Raw genomic sequence first — 17357 nt, forward strand, 5'->3', positions numbered from 1 at the left:
CTGATGAAGTGCGAAGGCTTATCGACTACGCCAAGTCGAGACGAGGTTAGTTCGGGACCCGGTACAAGGAAGGAGGCGAGCAGCGCACGTTGTGTCGTCCAGGGCTCTGCCGGCGGCAACTACGAAAGCCAGGGCCGGCCTCTCAGCGAGGCCGGCCCTGGATGACTACTTCCGAAGGAGTCGGCCAAGTTGATCGAGGATGGCGTGCGCTGCACAGTCCGGCATGCCCCGACGGGGAGCTGAGGAGCACTGGCATGGACGATGCTCCGAGCGTACGGCCGTTCCTGGACGCGTGCGGACGTGATGCACAGAGCTTGTAAGCGAGGTGTCAGAGTGCGCCGTGCCGCGAACCGGCGCTGCGGGTTCGCCTACTAGGAAATCAGGACTCACTCATACGTCTATCTCAACGCCTCTGGCGGGCGGCGATCGGCCGCAGCGTGCGACGCTTCTTTCCAGTCTTCATCGTGACAAAAGCTCGTGCCTCAACGGACACCGTCGCCTTGTGTATCGGTGATGGACCTTCCGCAATCCTTAAAGGCACCGTCATGCTCACGACCTCGGAATCGAAGCTATCGACCAGGAGGGGTGACTCATTGCATTTCCAGCCCACGAGGTGTCCCCTCCTCCCCATCCTTCGCTTCGGGACCCTCGTATACAAGACCACCCCTGCCTCTTCGGCGAACGTCCGAACCGCTCCGATGTTCGTAACTCGAATTTGGACCTCAAGGTGCGTCGGCCATCCGTGCAGGCTTCCGTCGACGTAGTTCCACGAAAAGTCTTCGTAGGTGAGCTTAATGCGCGGGGCACCCCGTCGGTAAGTCATTGTAGAAACTGCCATGCTCGCCAGCGCAATCAAAGCGCTCGCGGCTGCGATTGTTATCGCGACGCTGTTCGTGGCGGTCAACTGAGGTGCTCCTCGGTCTTTCGCATCATTGTTGATCAGCCTACGGACGTGGGTGGCGCTAGGTCAGCAGGGCCCCGCGCAAGCGGGGCCCTGCTATCTCCTGCTGTGGTTACCGGCCCCGGGACCCGGGCGCGAGTTCAGGGTCGACGCCGGCCCGGCGGAACAGCTCCCGCAGGCGCTGCTTGACGTCGACCGTGGCGTCCAAGGACTTCAGTACGGCCGTGGACGCGCGGTCCATGAGCTGGTCGAGTTCGTGCTCCTTGTCATGGTCCATGGGTTGCCTCCTTCCGGGTCGACTCGGGGTCCAGCATGCGGAGGAGCTTCTGACGGGCGTGCCGCAGATTCGACCGCACGGTGTCGCGCTGCTGTCCGGTGATCTCGGAAATCTCGGTGTGCCCGTAGCCGTCGTAGTGCAGCACGAAGACGACGCGCTGGGCCTCCGGCAGCGCCTGCAACATGCTCATGACCTCCGGCCGGTCCTCGTTGGCATCGAAAGACTCCATCGTGACGTCCTGCGCCACCCGCCGCGCCGCAGTGACGTCCCGCTCGGCCACCTGCCAGCCGCGATGCAGGCTCCGGAGGGCGACCGCCCGTGTGAAGGACTTCGGTGACTTGATGGTCGGCCAATTCATGAGGGCGACGTGCATCGCCTCCTGGGCGACGTCCTCGGCCTCGTGCCGGGATGCCCCCCAGCGGATCAGAAGTCCGACCAGGGGCTTGTAGTCGCCCTCGTAGTACGTGGCGAACTCTGCCACCTGCTCCTCGGTGAGCTGGATCTCGGTCTGTGACGGCATGTCTCATTCCTCCGTTCTCTCTGGACAAACCAGAGCCTCCGCTCTGCTTTGCGCATAAAAATCACCCTTCCTGCGTGCATATGCGTCCCGGACCTTCCGGTTCGCTGCGCGCCAGGTAGCGCGCACATCGGTCGTCGTGCGTGACGACGGCCAATGTCCAACTACCTGGCCCTCGTTAGTTGAGTACCGGGCGAGGGCTCAGCGTGCAACCGCTCGGCAAGAACCCCGAGGGCCAACCGGGGATCACCGGGCTCGGCGCGCCAAAAACGCGAGGACCATGACGACCGCCAACACGGCGGCGACCGCGGTGACGGCGAGCGAGTTCGACACCGCGTACGCGGAGGGAACCCCGACCAAGGCCCCGTTCATCACCACCAGGAGCTTGCCTGTGTCGTCGCGACCCTCGGGCCGCCGCTCGGCCGGCTCGCCCCCCCGTCTCGCCCATGGCGAGTTCCGGAGAGCCGTTCACCGTCTCGGGCACCTGATTCTCCAACCTGCCACCCGCTCGGGAGGCTCATGAGTGAGGTGCGCCGCGAGGGTCGCGTCGTGCAACCGCCAGGTGTCGATGACGCATCGTGGCTCGACAACGCCCCACTCAGTCAGGGGCGGACGGTCTCAACCGTGGTCTCATTCACTGCCGTACGTGGTCGTCCATGATGGTACGACGGACAACCGGACTGCTGGTCATGTGCGCTGTCGGACCGGCCCGGACGCGTGGTCGCAGACCTCGAAAGCGTGTGAGGGTTTACGCCCTCCGAGGGTTCAAATCCCTCCGCCACCGCTCGTGAACAGCGGGAACGCCCGGTCGATCCATGAGGATCGGCCGGGTGTTCCGTTTCTGGTCTCAGTTGGTACTTTTCGGCGCGTCTGCGCCGTCCGGCGGGCGTTCCCACAGCAGACCGCCGACACGCTTGGCGATGTCCCGGCGGACGTGTGCAGTCAGGTGCTGATATCGAGCCGTCATGGCGGAATTCGACCAGCCCATGATGCCCATCACGGCCGCGGCCGGCCGGGCCGCGCGGCCACAAGTCCGCGCGGCGTGGGGGAGCGCACGCCGGCCGCGTCGGCGAGCTGGCGGCGGTCGCGGGGTTGCTGCTACTGCGCCTCCGGCCGGGGGCGCTCCGGCCCCAGGATGGCCGGGGCTCCGTCGGCGGGTCACGGTCCGTGGGTGGTTGCGGAAGGAGCCATCCCGCTGGCCATCGACCCGGGCAAGCCGAGCAAACGACCGCTCAACCCGCCAGCGTCCGACCGTGCGTCAAGGTCCGCTTGACGTGGCGGGCCGGGCGGCGGCCCGCTCCCCAGCAGGGCGGGTCGATGGCAGACGGGGATGGCACCTACCGCTTCAGGCAAAGTTGGCGTTAGGTGTGGCAAACATGGTAATTACCTCGATCGCGACTAGGCGTATTAGCTCAATATCCGGGGTCAAGAAACTTGCCTCGTCGTCGGTAGGAAACAATGGGTCCGCCCCAACGGATCCACCAGCCGCCTTCGAATGCACTATTCGGCAGCGGAGATCGTAGATCCGCTCTGCTATCTCGCTCACGGTGTCTTTGTTCTTTGCGTTTTCTGAGGTGTTGATTAAACCCACATGCGCAATTGGCCCCCGTTTGGTGAAGTGGTCTTGGCGTCTGCTGCGCGCTATTTTGACGAGGGCCTCGGCCTTTTCCTGGGTCAGAGTAAGGCCAATTAGATCTTTGAAGGATTCCCGCTCACTCTTCGAGGTCTGCTTGCCTACAGTGCGAACAAGTTTAAGCAAGAATGTATCGTTGCCGAGATCGAAGCCAGGGCTGAATATGTCTCTCCTTAGACGTGCGATGCTGGTCCGCTCATCGCTGAATGGCAGGAAATATTCAATCGATTGGTAGTATGTCAAGTAGCGAGAAACCGGGCTGACTGCGTCCTCTGCACTTACGAACAAGGCGCTCGCTCGGGCATCGACAACTTGGGGCGGAAACCGGACGATGGCCGGCTCGTCCTGCCTTGGGGTGGGAAGCCGTTCTCTTTCTCTCAGTGGCTCGTGCAGCCTTGGTGCGCCCCGCCTCATGGCAGACAGCTCGAAGAAGAACGCGCTGACCACATCCTTGGCCCGCTTGACGGCAATATCAGCAGACGAAGGCTCCCGGAAGCGAACCTTGACGGAGTTGGCGGTCACCGGGTCTGCTAGGAATGGGCGCGTCACCAGCTCAAAGTATCGAGCAGCCAGCGTGGCACTAGGAGATGAGATCTCGATACAGTCACCATTTCTGTTCCCTGCGTGAAAGACGACGATCGCACGTTTGAGGCTAGAGAGGGTTGGCCGAGTTTCAAGGTGCAGCCTGCCAAACAGGGTGGGAAACTGAACCTCATGGCTCGGATCTAGTTCCGCAGAAATGCATCGCATTCGAGGTGAGATGTAGGGATGATTGGGGGGTATGTATCTCTGTCGAAAGTTCTCCCTTGAAATCATGAACTCGACGAATCGCCCGTCGGGCGAGGAGAGCCCGAGGTTCCCCTCGTGTATTGAGAAGTTCTCCTGCCTCTCGTAGAGGAAGGCGGGAATAGAAATACGAGGGAGTAGGCCGATAGCGTCCCGGTTGCCCTGGCCGGGCGGCATTATTCGGTACCAATTCTCGCCCGGCACCCTGCCGCCGCGACGTGGCTCAACGGGTACCAACTCAAATCCGTTGGCTTCGAGGCTGGCGATGGCAAGGTCAACCTCATCCTCGGTTTCGGTTCGCTGACCAGTCTCCTCATCGAGAATATCGTCGTCCTCATCGCCGACGAAATCGTCACTGGTGGTGCTAACTTCATGCTTCCTTTGAAGGTCGGGCTCTGCGGGCGCCGGCGATGGCACCTGCGTCATTGGCTGAACTTGTTCCATCCGGCAATTATTGCCACCTGGACTGTTCTAAAGTGTCGCACATCCGTCATTGACAGCGTTGGCCCCTGGGTTGCTGGCCGGGCAGTTCACCGGGGCCGTGGCGATCGTGGCCGGCGGGTTGGAGAGCGCCCGGCTGCTGCTGCGGGCGTCCGGGCGGATCTGAGCACTCGACCCCGGCCCGCCCTAGGTATTCGGGCTCGTGTATCTGCGGTGTCCTGCGGGTTAGTGTCAGCGTCCGCTCAAGGGAGGAATCGCTGTGGTTCTCACGCCTGAACAACCGTTGGCACCTGCCGGACCGGTCATGTCCCGTTCCGGTGGCTCCTTCCGGCCCCACCTGATCTGGGAGGCGGTGCTGCTGGCGCTGACCGTCGTCGCCGCGGTGGTGTGGTACTCCCAGGACGGGTCGCGGCTGTCGCCACTAGTGTTCAACATCGCCTCCGCCGGCCTGTTGGCGACCGCTTTCGCGCTGTCGCTGCGCACCGCCACGCCCAACCTCGCGGTCGTCGCCGTCGCGGCACTCGCCGGCCTGACGTACGCGGAGGTGCTCGACGCCGGCGCCCCGGTCCTCGTCGCGGCGGTCGCCGCGATCGCCGCCGCGGCGTTCTTCGGTGTCGGGATGGGCCTGATCGCCGGGCTGCTACAGGCGCCCGGATGGGCGGTGTCGCTGGGCGGGCTGGCCCTGACACAGGGCATTCTGCTCGCCACCACCGACAGCGGCGGTCCGCGGCGGCTCGCGAGCGAAGGTTGGATCCGGTCCGACGGCGCCGGTGCCGGGTGGCTGGTGCTGTTTCTCCTGCTGTCGATCGGCGGCGCGGTGGTGTGGTCGATCCCGGCGGTGCGGCGGGCACTGAGCGGCAACCGGGTCGTCGCCGGGGAGCCGCCGTCGCCGTTCGGTGCACGGCTGCTGGGCGCGGTCATCGGCCTGGGCGGTTCCAGCCTGATCGCGGGTGCGGCCGGAGTCCTGCTGGCCGGCCGGATCGGCGCCGCAACCGCATCGGCCGACATCGGCCAGCTGACGTTGGTGGCCGGCGCCGTCCTGCTCGGCGGCGTGAGCGTGTCCGGCGGGCGGGGCGGCTTCGCGGGCACCGTGCTGGGGGTCACCCTGCTGTGCCTGGTGCAGATGATCATCCTCGTCGCGGACGGCCCCCGGTGGCTGCCGACTGTCGTCTTCGCCTTGGCGATCCTTGCCGGCCTGGGCGTCAGCCGGGCGCTGGAGGCCCTGCAACCGGCACTGCCCGCGAGCGTGCCGGGCGCCGGGCCGGCCGAGCCGTCGCGGAAGTACTGACCGCTGTCAGCTCGGCCGGGCGTTCTCGCTGCCGGGGCCTGGTCAGCGCGGTACCGGCGACGAGCACTGCCGGAACATGACCCTCCGTTGGTGGCCTCGGGGCCGCGTCGGCGAGGTCACGGCGAGACGGGCGGGGCGGTGCGCCTCGACCGCGTCGAGGAAGCAGGTGATCGCGGCTTCCGGTATGCGGTCCATGAGCCCGAGCACGTGATCGCCGCAGTCAGGTGGTCGAGCCGAATGTCAGCAGGGGCCGTAGCCCTCGTCGAAGAGGCGGCGGGCCCAGTCCGCGTACCCGGCGATGATCTCGCGGACGGTGACGCCGTCGTGCAGGAACAGGTACGCGCGGTCGCCGTCGCGGGCGAGCAGCCCGGCGAAGCGGTGACTGCCGGGCGGCGCCGGCAGGTCGGTGGCGCCGGGGTACGCGGCGCGGACCTCGCCGATCGGCGTGCCGGCGCTGATGCCCTCCGGTGTGCTCATCGGGTCGTCCAGCCAGAGCAGGACGAGCCGGTCGTCGACGAAGATCGGGCTGACCGCCCCGTGCCCGACGAGTGCGGGCCCGCAGGCCTCCTCGTCGGCGCGCAGCACGCCGCGGCGGGTCAGGTCCGCCTCGGTGGCGCCGAACTCCGCGTCGCGCAGGCCCTCCAGGCTGACCACCTGGGCGGCGCCGACGGGCCGGGCCGGCCACTGTGGATGAACGCCGCTGCCCGCCACTGATGCGGCAGCAAGCAGTGCGGCAATAAAGCCGAATTGTCGTAATTTCATGCAATCCCCCAGTCACCAACGGGACCGGGGCGATGAGGTTGCTGGTGCTGGCCGGATTGGCGAAGTTCCCACTCTTCGGCCAGCTCGTCCCAGTAGTCGGCGGACAGCCCGCGCCGGCCGTGCGTCAGCCAGCCGTCGGTGTCGCGCTCTAGGTGCAGGCCCAGTTCGGCGAACGGGTCGATCCACGCGCCCGGCTCCGCGCCCAGCCTGGCCAGCGCCGTGTTGATCGGCCACTCGGTACGCGGCCGGTCCAGCGCGGCGTCGTACCGCGGCCCCCAGCTCACCTCGCCGCCGAGCCACACCACCGCCGACTGGTGGCCCAGCCCGCCCGCGAACTCCGCCTCCAGATACGCGATCGGGCCGCTGGTCGACCAGCGGGCCAGCACCTCCGCCAGCGGCGGCGAGAGCACCAGCCGGAACGGACGCTCGGCGCGCGGCTCGTCGGTGGCGAAGTCCGGCAGCCCGCCGGTCAGCTCCTGCACCAGTTGCGGGGTCACCGGCAGCAGCGCGAAGTCCTGACGGAGCGCGGCGAGTACCGCGTGGTCCAGGTCGGCGGTCTGCTCGCGAAGCAGCTCGACGTCGGCGACCACGGCGCTGAGCTGGTAACTCATCCGGTCCTCTCGGCGTCCACAGGCTGTGGATGGAACATGTGTACGACGATCTCAGGTGGCTCCGTTGGTCAGATACCTCGGGCGTCCGTCGCTCAGCGCGGCCACCGCGTGACGCAGCCGATGCCAAACGTACGGGCGAAGCAGCGCCTGCGCATCATCGAGCGCAACGAATCGTGCGTCAGCCAGTTCGCCGTCAGCCGGTTTCAACGGCTCGGCGGGAGGCAGTGCACCGCCGTCGAAGATGAACATGAGGCTGTCGTCCCACGGGCCGTGCGGTGCAACCCAGTCCACCACCAGCAACGGTCCGACGCGCAGTTCGAGACCCAACTCCTCGCGCACCTCCCGCTCGGCGGCCAGGTGCGGCGGCTCGTTCGCCTCCGCCATGCCGCCCGGCAGGTCCCAGTCCGGCTTGTAGCGCGGATCTACCAGCAGGACGTCGCCGTCACCGTTGCGCAGCAGTACGTCGGCCCCCACCCGCTTCCGGGGCTGCCGTGCGTTGCCCTCGGCGAGGTGGGCCTGCCAGGCTGCCGGATCTCGCTCGTACAGGGGACGCTCGTCGGCCATGCCGACGATTGTCGGCCGTCCTCACGCCGTCGGCAGCGGCCTCGGCGTTCGCGTACGAGAATCGCCTGGTCGATCTCGGCGGAGGTGGTCGGATCGGGGTGGAGGCGTTCGTAGCCGGGGTGACAGTGGCCGCGAGGCGGCCGGGGAAGGCGAAAGAGGAACCGATGGCGCAGTACCTGATCTCCGTACTCGACGACACGACCGGCTCGGCCACCGAGGCGGAGATGGCCGCGATCGGTGAGTTCAACGAGCGGTTGCGCGCCGACGGCCACTGGGTCTTCGCCGGTGGCCTCGCGGCACCGGAGACCGCCACCGTCGTGGACGCGCGGGACGGGAACCCGGTGTTCACCGACGGCCCCTACGTGGAGACGAAGGAGTACGTCGGCGGGTTCTGGATCATCGAGGCGCCCGACTTCGACGTGGCGCTCCCGCTCGCCGCGCTGGCGTCGCAACGGTGCAACAGGCGGGTCGAGTTGCGGCCGTTCCTGACCGCGTGACAGACATCGGCGAGGTGCTCACCCGGGTCCACCGCGAGGAGTGGGCCCGGGTGGTCGCCACGCTCGCCCGGCGCATCGGCGATCTCGACGTGGCCGAGGAGATGACCGCCGAGGCGTTCGCCGCCGCCGTCGAACGCTGGACGGCCGACGGCGTGCCGCCGAACCCCGGCGCGTGGCTCACCACAGTCGCGTACCGCAGGGCCGTCGACCGGATCCGGCGCGAGAGCCGGCGGGAGGACAAGCACCGGGAGGCGCTGATGCTGACCGACGTGCCGGAACCGCTCGGTGTCATCGACGACGACCGGCTCCGCCTGATCTTCACCTGCTGCCATCCGGCGCTGGCCATGGAAGCGCGGGTGGCGCTGACGCTGCGCCTGGTCGGCGGACTCACAGTGCCGGAGATCGCCCGGGCGTACCTGGTTCAGGAAGCCGCCATGAGCCGGCGGATCACCAGGGCCAAGACGAAGATCAAGGCGGCCGGGATCCCGTACCGGGTGCCGTCCCGCGAGGACCTGCCGGCCCGCGTCACCGGCGTGCTCGCCGTTCTCTACCTGGTCTTCAACGAGGGCTACCTCGCCTCCGACCCCGACAAGGAGGCGGTGCGCGCCGACCTGACCGGCGAGGCGATCCGGCTCACCCGGCTGGTCCGTACGCTGCTGCCCGCCGACCACGAGGTCACCGGTCTCCTGGCTCTGATGCTGCTGACCGAGGCCCGCCGGCCCGCCCGGGTCTCCGCGACCGGCGAACTCGTCGTCCTCGCCGAGCAGGACCGCAGCGCCTGGGACCGCGACCTCATCGCCGAGGGCCACGCCCTGGTCCGCGCGTGCATCGCCGCCGGCCGGCCGCCGGGCCGCTACCAGATCCTCGCCGCGATAAACGCCGTCCACACCGACGCCCGCGACGCGCGGGACACCGACTGGTCGCAGGTCGCCGCGCTCTACGACCATTTGGTACGCGTCGACCCGTCGCCGATCGTGCGACTCAACCGGGCGGTGGCGGTCGCCGAACTGGACGGGCCGCAGGTGGCGCTCGCCGAGGTGGAGGGGTTGCCGCTGGACGGGTATCACGCGTACCACGCGACGCGGGCCGAGCTGCTGCGGCGGATGGGGCGGGGTAGGGAGGCGCGGGCGGCGTACGAGCGGGCGATCGAGTTGGCGGGGAACAGCGCGGAGACGGCGTATTTGAGGCGGCGCCGGGACCAGTTGGGCTGCCGGTGAGGGACACCGCGGTTCGGGCCGTCACTGATGCGAGCGATACCCCCGTTCAGCAGAATCGGGTGGGGCAGAGCCACCCGGGGATGTTGAAGTCGTCATCGTCGTTGCCCGAACGTGGCGGGAGAGGGGGACGTCCACTGCTGGAGCCCTTCGGCGTCGGCCGTTGCTCCTGATCGCGCACCAGCAGGACGATGAACTGGCCCGGTCGAACCGGTTGCCCTGCCGCCGGGATGCTTCCCACCACGATCGATGATCCTGAATGGGACACCTTCAGCCCGGCCCGTGTCGCCACCTCCTCTGGCGGCTCGTTGCTGTACGGGGAGCAGGGGCGGTCGACGGCGGTAAGCGCACCCTTTTGTGCCATACCTTTGGCGTAGCGGAACAGGACCAACTGCTGCAGACCGGCGAGCGGGCCGTCGTCCTTGGTCGTACTCCCCGCCGCGATGCCCTTCGGGAGCCGGGGCATCGTCGGATGAGCAGCGAACCATGCCGCTTCTTCTGCCCTGAGTACGTGCAGTGAAATGGTTTCGTCCGGCGGGACGACTCTGCCCGGAGGCGGGCTTGTCGCAATGACGGTCCAGCTGGCATCCCACGCCCTCCTGCAGAGAGGCGCGGCGTCTGAGGTCCTCGAACGGAGGTTGAAGGCGGCGATCGAGCTGCGGGCACTGGGGAGGTCAAAGCCCACTACGTCTGGAACGGTCGGCACAACCGGGACGGTGCTCGGCGTGGCGGGCTCTGTTGTTCTTCCGTACAGGGGCGCCGGCCTCCCCTGACCGACGGACTTCGGCCCTGTTTCCGGCGGTGGCGCAACGACCGCAGCGATGGAGATGGCAACGGCCCAGGCGAGGAACGCCAGGCCCACCGTCTTCCATACCCTTGAACCGTGCGCCCGCGACCATGTCCAAGCCGCGACGGCCGCGGTGATCGCCAGGCAGCCGAGGAGCGCGATGCCGTACTCCTGAACCACGCCGCCAAGGACGATCAGTAAGGCGCCGAGCATTGCGGCAATGAGTGCGCCATGGCGCTTCAACCGAAGAAGGACCGGCTCCGGGGCAGCCTTCACGGGACCGAAGGTCTCCAGTGGCACGTCGGCGATGGCGGCAAGCTCGCCTCGCGTCGTCGCCGCGCCCAGCGCAAGCCTCAGGTCGGCGAGCTGATTCAGCTCGTCGTTCGTGATTCCGTTTTCGGACAAGGGCCGGGATGCGATCTCAACCGCGACCTCCCGGTCAGAATCAGTGGCCGGAAGCCGACCGGTGTACTCATGAGCTGCTTGTGCGCGGGCAGCCTTGGCACCCTCATCCATCGGGAAGCGCGGCCGTCTCCCGGCCCGGCGGTCAGCCTCATCCACGCGTCGATTCGCCGCGGAGATCAGGCTAAACAGCCCAACCACGAGGAGAACCGATGCCGCGATCGGCCACCACAGGAAGATCAGCAGGATGTCTGCGACGGGCTTGCCCGTCAGACGAAACATGGCAGACACGGGTCAGCCCGCCCAGCGCGTTCTCTGTCCGGCCGGAGATGCCGGTCTGGAGGTCACTGACCTTCGTGACGATGGGTCCGAGCGGACCCGCGTCGGTGCTGCCGATCGGCGCCGCCGCCCAGCAGGGACCGGTTCGGAACAGGCCAGCTCGATTCCGTCGAAGGTACGTATCAAGATGACCATCGTCGTAGCTTCGTATCCGGCCTCGCGACCGTGCCATCCAGCAATCGGATGATCATGGTGACGCTGGTCGGTGCGGCGGCCTGACGTGCTGGTCCCTCCGTGGATGACCGTCCGGTACCGGCACATGGCCGACCAGGTGCGGCGCGACGCCGCCCAGCTCAGCGGACTGCTCTGGGACACCCGCTGGGGAGTTCGGCGAGGATGACGGCGGCAGGAAGAGGGCAACTGAGACGAGAGCAGCCGCAGAGACGACGAAGGGTCGGCCCCGCACACTCCGCGCCGCATCCCTGCCCCGGCCGGCGGTGACTCGGCCCACGGTGCGCCGGTGCGACGGCCGCCGCGCCCCCGGCTGGCTGCCAGCCCACCAACTTCCCGCTCAACGGCCTGTCGTTCCGCGGCAGCCCTCCGGCTTCCCGCCTCCCGCGCCAGCCGCCGGGCAGACTGATGGGCGCTGTGGCCGAGTCTGTTGCTGCTGGGGGAGGGGCCGGTTGAGCAAGACCGTTGCTGTGATCCTGGACGACGATCACTGGCTTTGGACGTATGACATCAACCTCACGATTTTGGCGGTTGAGGTGCTGCACGTCGCCGATGCCGCAGAGTTGGCCGGCGAACCGTGGTGGGACGCCCTTCGCCGCGACCTCGGCATGGCAGTCAACGCACGGGGAAGCCTAGGGCTCGAAGTCCCGGCTGGCTTGACCGGCCGACAGCGAAAACGACTGCTGGAACTGTTCGCGAGGGCGGCTCAACGACTGAGAGCACGTCCCCACATCACGGCCGCAGACGCAGCCGAGCACTACGTCGTCGAGCAACAAGCGGTGTTCCTGCACGGCGCATCGTCTGTCGACACATCTGCCGTGGCTGACCTCGCTGTAGCCGTATTCAACCTAATTCGGGGCGACCTGCCACCGCCACCGCCCGGCACTACGGCGTGGTTCTACGGAGACGGCCCCCCTCGCGGGCTGTGACCCTCGGTTCCTGGAATGTCGGCTATCCGGCAACCAACTCTTCTGAACGCCTGGCATCATCCTGAATTGAACGATGACCCAGGAACGCGAGCGTGGCAAGGAACCGACGGCGGCTGCCGAGCAGGCGGCCTCTGAGGAGGGGCTCCTGGTCCTGGCTGGCCGTCGGACGGCCCTACCCTTGCCGGAGGCGCTTACCACCTTCCGAGAGCTTGTTTCCGCCGACATGGAATGGGCGGATTCGCGAAAGACACGATTCCGTCGTCGTTCAACCTGGTCCAAAGGGCTGTCGCTCGGTTTGACCGCGCTGTCGACGGTGGTCCTAGGAATCCCACAGATCCCGTTTAATGCATCGATCGCGTTGCCGATGGTCGCAGTGGTAACGCTGCTGGGATCACTCGAACTGTTCCATAACTGGCGATCGCGATGGATTTTGATGGAAGAGACGCGCTACCGCCTCAACCGCCTGCGCGACGAAATCGACTATGTCCTTGTAACTAATCCGGCGGACCAGGTCACCCGTGAACAAATGGATCGCTTCTTTGCCGATCAACAACAGATTTGGGCGGATGTTAGCCGGCAGTGGGTGGAGTTCAGGCGACAGGGCGACACCCAACAGCCCGGCCCGATTTCCCAAGCAACTGTCAGGTAGTCATGCGGTGTCGCGACACTACGTGCCGCCGACAGATGGCCGTCGCTCACCAAGTCATGACTGGCACAACCCCAACCCGGCCTGAGCGTTGACCAGCGAGCAGCGGCCCCTGTGCGACGGGCTGTCAGTGGGGCCAGAGCAGGGCAAGTGAGACGACAACTGAGACGGCAGCGACCGTAGAGACGACTCAGGGCCGGTCCCCGTGGGGGCCGGCCCTGTCGTTTTTCCTGCTCAAGCGAGCGGAGGATACGAGATTCGAACTCGTGAGGGTGTAAACCCAACACGCTTTCCAAGCGTGCGCCCTAGGCCTCTAGGCGAATCCTCCGCGAGCCAGGATACAGGTCCCGCGACGGCGGGCCACCCCACCCTCCCGGAAGATCCACAACCCTTCGGGTAGGCTTGGCGTCACCTCCCGTGCGGCGGTACCTCGTGAACCTCCCCAGGGCCGGAAGGCAGCAAGGATAAGCGAGCTCTGCCGGGTGCACGGGAGGCCTTTCTGTCTCCCGGGCCGGGTAACGTCGCTGCGGGTCGGGTCACGGGGTGGTGGGTGGTCACCCGGGGCCGACCGGCGCAGAATGGCTCGGTCGAGAGGAGGCGGGACGGGTGGCACTGGCCCTTTACCGCAAGTACCGGCCGCGGACGTTCGCCGAGATCATCGGCCAGGATCACGTCACCGAGCCGTTGTCGCAGGCGCTGCGCAGCGGCCGGTTGAACCACGCGTACCTCTTCTCCGGCCCCCGGGGCTGCGGCAAGACCTCCAGCGCCCGGATCCTGGCCCGCTCGCTCAACTGTGAGCAGGGCCCCACGCCCGAGCCGTGCGGGCAGTGCGAGTCCTGCCGTTCGCTCGCGACCGACGGCGCCGGCTCGATCGACGTGATCGAGATCGACGCGGCCAGCCACGGTGGTGTCGACGACGCCCGTGAGCTGCGCGAGAAGGCGTTCTTCGCGCCGGCCCGCAGCCGCTTCAAGATCTACGTCATCGACGAGGCGCACATGGTCTCGTCGGCCGGCTTCAACGCGTTGCTGAAGCTGGTCGAGGAGCCCCCGGAGTACGTCAAGTTCATCTTCGCCACCACCGAACCGGAGAAGGTCCTCGGCACGATCAAGTCGCGGACCCACCACTACCCGTTCCGGCTGATCCCGCCGAAGGTGCTCCGTCCCTACCTTGAGCAGCTCTGCGAGGCCGAGGGCGTCACTGTCGATCCGGCTGTATTCCCGCTGGTGGTCCGCGCCGGTGGCGGCAGCGCCCGGGACAGCCTCTCCGTACTCGACCAGCTCATCGCCGGCGCCGGCCCGGAGGGTGTCGGCTACGCCCGGGCCGCCGCGCTGCTCGGCGTCACCGACTCGGCGCTGATCGACGAGATGTGCGACGCGCTCGCCGCCGGTGACGGCGCCGCCGCGTACGCCACTGTCGACCGGGTCGCCGAGGCCGGCCACGACCCGCGCCGCTTCGCCTCCGACCTGCTGGAACGCCTCCGCGACCTGATCGTGCTCCAGCAGGTGCCGGATGCCGCCGCCAAGGGCCTCATCGACGGCCCGGCCGACCAGATCGAGCGGATGGCCGCCCAGGCGCAGCGCCTCGGCCCGGCCACGCTGTCCCGCTGCGCGGACATCGTGCACAACGGTCTGGTCGAGATGCGCGGCACCACGGCGCCCCGGCTGCTGCTGGAGCTGATCTGCGCCCGGATGCTGCTGCCCGGCGTGGACGACTCGTCCGGCGGCCTGCTCCAGCGCCTGGAGCGGATGGAACGCCGGCTGACGCTGGGCGGCGTCGAGCCGTCGCCGTCCGCGCACCCCACCCAGACCCCTGAGGTACGCCCGGCGGCTCCCGCCCCGGGCGCGGCTGCCGCCGCGGTCCACCCGGATTCCGCCGGCACGCCGGCGGCTCCCGGTGCCCCGACCGGTGCCGCCGCCGCACGTGCCGCCGCAGCCGCCGCTGCCGGTTCCCGCAGCGCCGCGCCCGGTTCCCGCCCGGGCTCTGCCGTCGGGGCTACCGGCTCCCGTCCCGCCCCGGCCGGTGCGGCTGCCGACGCCGGCCCGGCCGCTGCCGATTCCGGCTCGTCGACGACCGAGGCGGCAGCGGCTGGCGGAACTCACCCCGGCACGGACGCCGGGTTCTCCGCGTCGGCCTCCGAGCGGTCAACTGCCGGCCCGACGACTTCCGGTCAGGCCGCCGCCCGACGCCCGGTGCCGCCGTCTGCGGTGATGCCCGACCCGGCCACGCCCGAGCCGCCCCGCCCCGGCGCGGCGAATCCGGGGGCGCTCGACGCGGTGGCGGTGCGCCGGGTCTGGCCCGAGGTAGTAGGCAAGGTGAACCGGAGCAACAAGCGGATCGCCGCGCTGATGCGGGACGCGGTGGTGCGCGACCTGGACGGCGACACGCTCGTACTGACCGTGAAGTCGACGGTGCTGGCGAAGATGATGGCCGACCATGCGGCCGTGCTGACCGACGCGCTCTACGAGGAGTTCGGCGGTCGCTGGCAGATCCGCTGCGAGGTGGCGGGCGAGCGCGGCGCCGCATCGCTCGGCGGCCCGTCCCGCCCGTCCGGCGCGGTACGAGCGCAGACCGACAGCACGCCCGACCGCGCACCGTCCGACAGCGTCCCGGGCCGCCCGGCGTCCGCTGCGGCGGCTCCGGCGTCCGACACCTCACCCGGTCGCCCGGCCCCCGGAGTGGCGGCCAACGCTCAGGCGCGCTCCGATTCCGGCAGCTCGGGCGACTTCTCCCACTCGACCACACCCGACGCGAGCCGTCCTGCCTCGACGGACGCCGGACCGGGCCGTCCTGACTCCGGTGCTGCCGGTCGTCCGGCATCCGCCGGTCTCGGCGACGCCCCGGGACAGCCGGTGTCCGGCTCGGCCGGTGCCACGGGCAACCGAACCCTCGGCAGTCAGGGCGCGGCCGGGCAGGCCGACGAGGACGACTGGCCGGAGCCGGTGCGGCCCGGTGGCGCGGCGACCGCTGCCGCCTCGGCCGCGAGCGCCGGCGACGCGGAGGACTGGCCGGCGGCGGCACGTCCGGGCGGGGGCACGGCGACCGCTACCGCCCCTGTCGCCGTACCCAAGCCTGCCGCACCCCCGACGGCGCCGGCCGGTGGCGCGAGGCCGGGGGGCGGTGGGCCGAAGAACAGCGCGATCGCGGCGGCGCGTGCCGCAGCGGCGGCGGCTGCTGCGGGCGGTGGTCCCGGCAAGGGGTCGCGCGCGGCGCAGCCGGCGCGGAAGACGGCCGACGCCGAGTGGGCGGGCGAGCCGCCCTACGACCCGGACTTCGACGGCCCGGTGCGGGGTGGGCGGGCGCCCGCCGCGGCGCCGGCCTACGAGGGGTTCGACCCGGGCGACGAGCCGCTCGACGACGTGATCGACGAGCGGACGGCCCGGCAGTCGAGCGAGGAGCAGGCGGTTCAGCTGCTGCGTGAGACGTTCGGGGCCGAGAAGATCGACGAGGTGGACGCGCGCTGAGCGCGCGCCGACCGCGATTGAGCGGCGCCGTGGCCCGACTAGGCTGGGCGCGGCCGAGCAGACGAGTGGAAGAAGGAGCGGTCCGTGCGCCCAGGTGGACAGCCGAACATGCAGCAGATGCTGAAGCAGGCGCAGAAGATGCAGCAGCAGATCGCCAAGGCCCAGGCCGAGCTGGCCGAGGCGGAGCTGACCGGCACCGCCGGCGGTGGCCTGGTCACCGCCACAGTCGCCGGCACCGGTGAGCTGAAGGCGATCAAGATCGACCCGAAGGCGGTCGACCCGGAGGACGTCGAGACGCTCGAGGACCTGGTGGTCGCGGCCGTGCACAACGCCGCCGAGGCGGCCCGTGAGCTGACCGAGAAGAAGATGGGCCCGGTCGCGGGCGGCATGGGCGGCCTCGGCCTGCCCGGGTTCTGAGCCGGCAGATGTACGAGGGTGCCATCCAGGACCTGATCGACGAGCTGGGCCGGCTGCCGGGCGTGGGGCCGAAGAGCGCCCAGCGGATCGCGTTCCATGTGCTGTCGGCGGATCCGGCCGACGTGAACCGGCTGGCCGGCGCGCTGCGCAAGGTCAAGGACCTGGTCCGGTTCTGCACGACCTGCTACAACGTGGCCGAGTCGGAGCAGTGCCGGATCTGCCGTGATCCGCGGCGTACCGACGAGGTGCTCTGCGTGGTCGAGGAACCCAAGGACGTGGTGGCGATCGAGCGGACCGGCGAGTTCCGCGGGCGCTACCACGTGCTCGGTGGCGCGATCAATCCGCTGGAGGGCATCGGCCCGGACAACCTGCGGATCCGTGAGCTGATGACCCGCCTCGGCAGTGGTTCGGTACGGGAGCTGATCCTCGCCACCGACCCGAACACCGAGGGCGAGGCGACCGCCACCTATCTGGCGCTGATGGTCAAGCCGATGGGGATCGCGGTGACCCGGCTGGCGAGTGGGCTGCCGGTCGGCGGCGATCTGGAGTACGCCGACGAGATCACGCTGGGCCGGGCCTTCGAGGGGCGCCGAGCCGTCTGAGTTGTGCCGCGTCGCTTCCGGCGGGTGCCCTGCGGGGTGCCCGCCGGACGTGTTCACGGGCGGAACGCAGGCGCGTGGCGATCTGACACGAACGTGCGTCCGGGACCGGAT

Annotated in this window: 16 protein-coding genes, 1 tRNA gene and 1 other RNA gene; 9 read left to right on the forward strand and 9 right to left on the reverse strand. The window is 68.7% G+C overall.

Features of this window, described 5'->3' with window-relative positions; genetic code table 11:
- Positions 1-403 precede the first annotated feature (403 nt).
- The 4 genes from HA073_RS25640 to HA073_RS25655 form a co-directional block, all read right to left on the reverse strand.
- Positions 404-904 (reverse strand): hypothetical protein, encoded by a 501-nt coding sequence (locus tag HA073_RS25640; protein WP_166457480.1) that lies wholly within the window; start codon positions 902-904, stop codon positions 404-406.
- Between the two features lie 109 nt (positions 905-1013).
- Positions 1014-1178 carry a hypothetical protein gene (locus HA073_RS25645; RefSeq protein WP_166457481.1) on the reverse strand — a complete coding sequence of 55 codons (165 nt, stop codon included), beginning with the start codon at positions 1176-1178 and terminating at the stop codon, positions 1014-1016.
- Complete coding sequence (locus HA073_RS25650) at positions 1168-1698, reverse strand: RNA polymerase sigma factor (RefSeq protein WP_166457482.1); 531 nt, start codon at positions 1696-1698, stop codon at positions 1168-1170. Before HA073_RS25650 ends, HA073_RS25645 begins: the two co-directional genes overlap by 11 nt.
- 1342 nt (positions 1699-3040) lie before the next feature.
- Positions 3041-4558, reverse strand: a complete 1518-nt coding sequence (locus HA073_RS25655; protein WP_166457483.1) for a hypothetical protein — start codon at positions 4556-4558, stop codon at positions 3041-3043.
- Positions 4559-4859: 301 nt separating this feature from the next.
- Here HA073_RS25655 and HA073_RS25660 point away from each other — a divergent pair, with 301 nt between their 5' ends.
- On the forward strand, positions 4860-5843 hold the full coding sequence (locus tag HA073_RS25660; RefSeq protein WP_166457484.1) for a hypothetical protein: 984 nt from the start codon (positions 4860-4862) through the stop codon (positions 5841-5843).
- A gap of 240 nt (positions 5844-6083) precedes the next feature.
- Here HA073_RS25660 and HA073_RS25665 read toward each other — a convergent pair whose 3' ends face one another.
- From HA073_RS25665 to HA073_RS25675, 3 genes are read right to left on the reverse strand one after another with little or no spacing between them, the layout of a single operon-like run.
- Positions 6084-6605: a hypothetical protein gene (locus HA073_RS25665; protein ID WP_166457485.1), complete on the reverse strand. Its 522-nt coding sequence runs from the start codon at positions 6603-6605 to the stop codon at positions 6084-6086.
- The gene (locus tag HA073_RS25670; protein WP_166457486.1) at positions 6602-7216 is read right to left on the reverse strand and encodes a hypothetical protein; all 615 of its coding nucleotides are present in this window, start codon (positions 7214-7216) and stop codon (positions 6602-6604) included. Before HA073_RS25670 ends, HA073_RS25665 begins: the two co-directional genes overlap by 4 nt.
- Before the next feature lie 51 nt (positions 7217-7267).
- On the reverse strand, positions 7268-7780 hold the full coding sequence (locus HA073_RS25675) for an NUDIX hydrolase (protein ID WP_166457487.1): 513 nt from the start codon (positions 7778-7780) through the stop codon (positions 7268-7270).
- A gap of 164 nt (positions 7781-7944) precedes the next feature.
- Between HA073_RS25675 and HA073_RS25680 the strand changes: the two genes are divergently transcribed.
- Entirely contained in the window at positions 7945-8277 is a 333-nt protein-coding gene (locus HA073_RS25680; protein ID WP_064446821.1) for a YciI family protein, read from the forward strand.
- Complete coding sequence (locus tag HA073_RS25685; RefSeq protein ID WP_166457488.1) at positions 8274-9494, forward strand: RNA polymerase sigma factor; 1221 nt, start codon at positions 8274-8276, stop codon at positions 9492-9494. Before HA073_RS25680 ends, HA073_RS25685 begins: the two co-directional genes overlap by 4 nt.
- A 46-nt stretch (positions 9495-9540) precedes the next feature.
- Here HA073_RS25685 and HA073_RS25690 read toward each other — a convergent pair whose 3' ends face one another.
- Positions 9541-10962: a PASTA domain-containing protein gene (locus HA073_RS25690; RefSeq protein WP_166457489.1), complete on the reverse strand. Its 1422-nt coding sequence runs from the start codon at positions 10960-10962 to the stop codon at positions 9541-9543.
- A 680-nt stretch (positions 10963-11642) separates the two neighbouring features.
- On the opposite strand from HA073_RS25690, the gene HA073_RS25695 reads away from it, so the two are divergent.
- Complete coding sequence (locus HA073_RS25695; protein WP_166457490.1) at positions 11643-12119, forward strand: hypothetical protein; 477 nt, start codon at positions 11643-11645, stop codon at positions 12117-12119.
- 73 nt (positions 12120-12192) lie between these two features.
- Positions 12193-12768 carry an SLATT domain-containing protein gene (locus HA073_RS25700; RefSeq protein ID WP_166457491.1) on the forward strand — a complete coding sequence of 192 codons (576 nt, stop codon included), beginning with the start codon at positions 12193-12195 and terminating at the stop codon, positions 12766-12768.
- A 240-nt stretch (positions 12769-13008) separates the two neighbouring features.
- Here the strand turns inward: HA073_RS25700 and HA073_RS25705 are convergent.
- Positions 13009-13093 (reverse strand) — tRNA-Ser (locus tag HA073_RS25705).
- Between the two features lie 81 nt (positions 13094-13174).
- On the opposite strand from HA073_RS25705, the gene ffs reads away from it, so the two are divergent.
- The 4 genes from ffs (at position 13175) to recR (ending at position 17246) form a co-directional block, all read left to right on the forward strand.
- An RNA gene (gene ffs / locus HA073_RS25710) (signal recognition particle sRNA small type) lies at positions 13175-13264 on the forward strand.
- A 107-nt stretch (positions 13265-13371) separates the two neighbouring features.
- Positions 13372-16227, forward strand: a complete 2856-nt coding sequence (locus HA073_RS25715; RefSeq protein WP_166457492.1) for a DNA polymerase III subunit gamma and tau — start codon at positions 13372-13374, stop codon at positions 16225-16227.
- A gap of 108 nt (positions 16228-16335) precedes the next feature.
- Positions 16336-16644: a YbaB/EbfC family nucleoid-associated protein gene (locus tag HA073_RS25720; protein WP_030502117.1), complete on the forward strand. Its 309-nt coding sequence runs from the start codon at positions 16336-16338 to the stop codon at positions 16642-16644.
- 8 nt (positions 16645-16652) lie between these two features.
- Positions 16653-17246 carry a recombination mediator RecR gene (gene recR, locus HA073_RS25725; protein WP_069088852.1) on the forward strand — a complete coding sequence of 198 codons (594 nt, stop codon included), beginning with the start codon at positions 16653-16655 and terminating at the stop codon, positions 17244-17246.
- Positions 17247-17357 lie beyond the last annotated feature (111 nt).

The sequence above is a fragment of the Micromonospora sp. CMU55-4 genome, assembly GCF_011602315.1.
Classification (GTDB): Bacteria; Actinomycetota; Actinomycetes; order Mycobacteriales; family Micromonosporaceae; genus Micromonospora; species Micromonospora chalcea.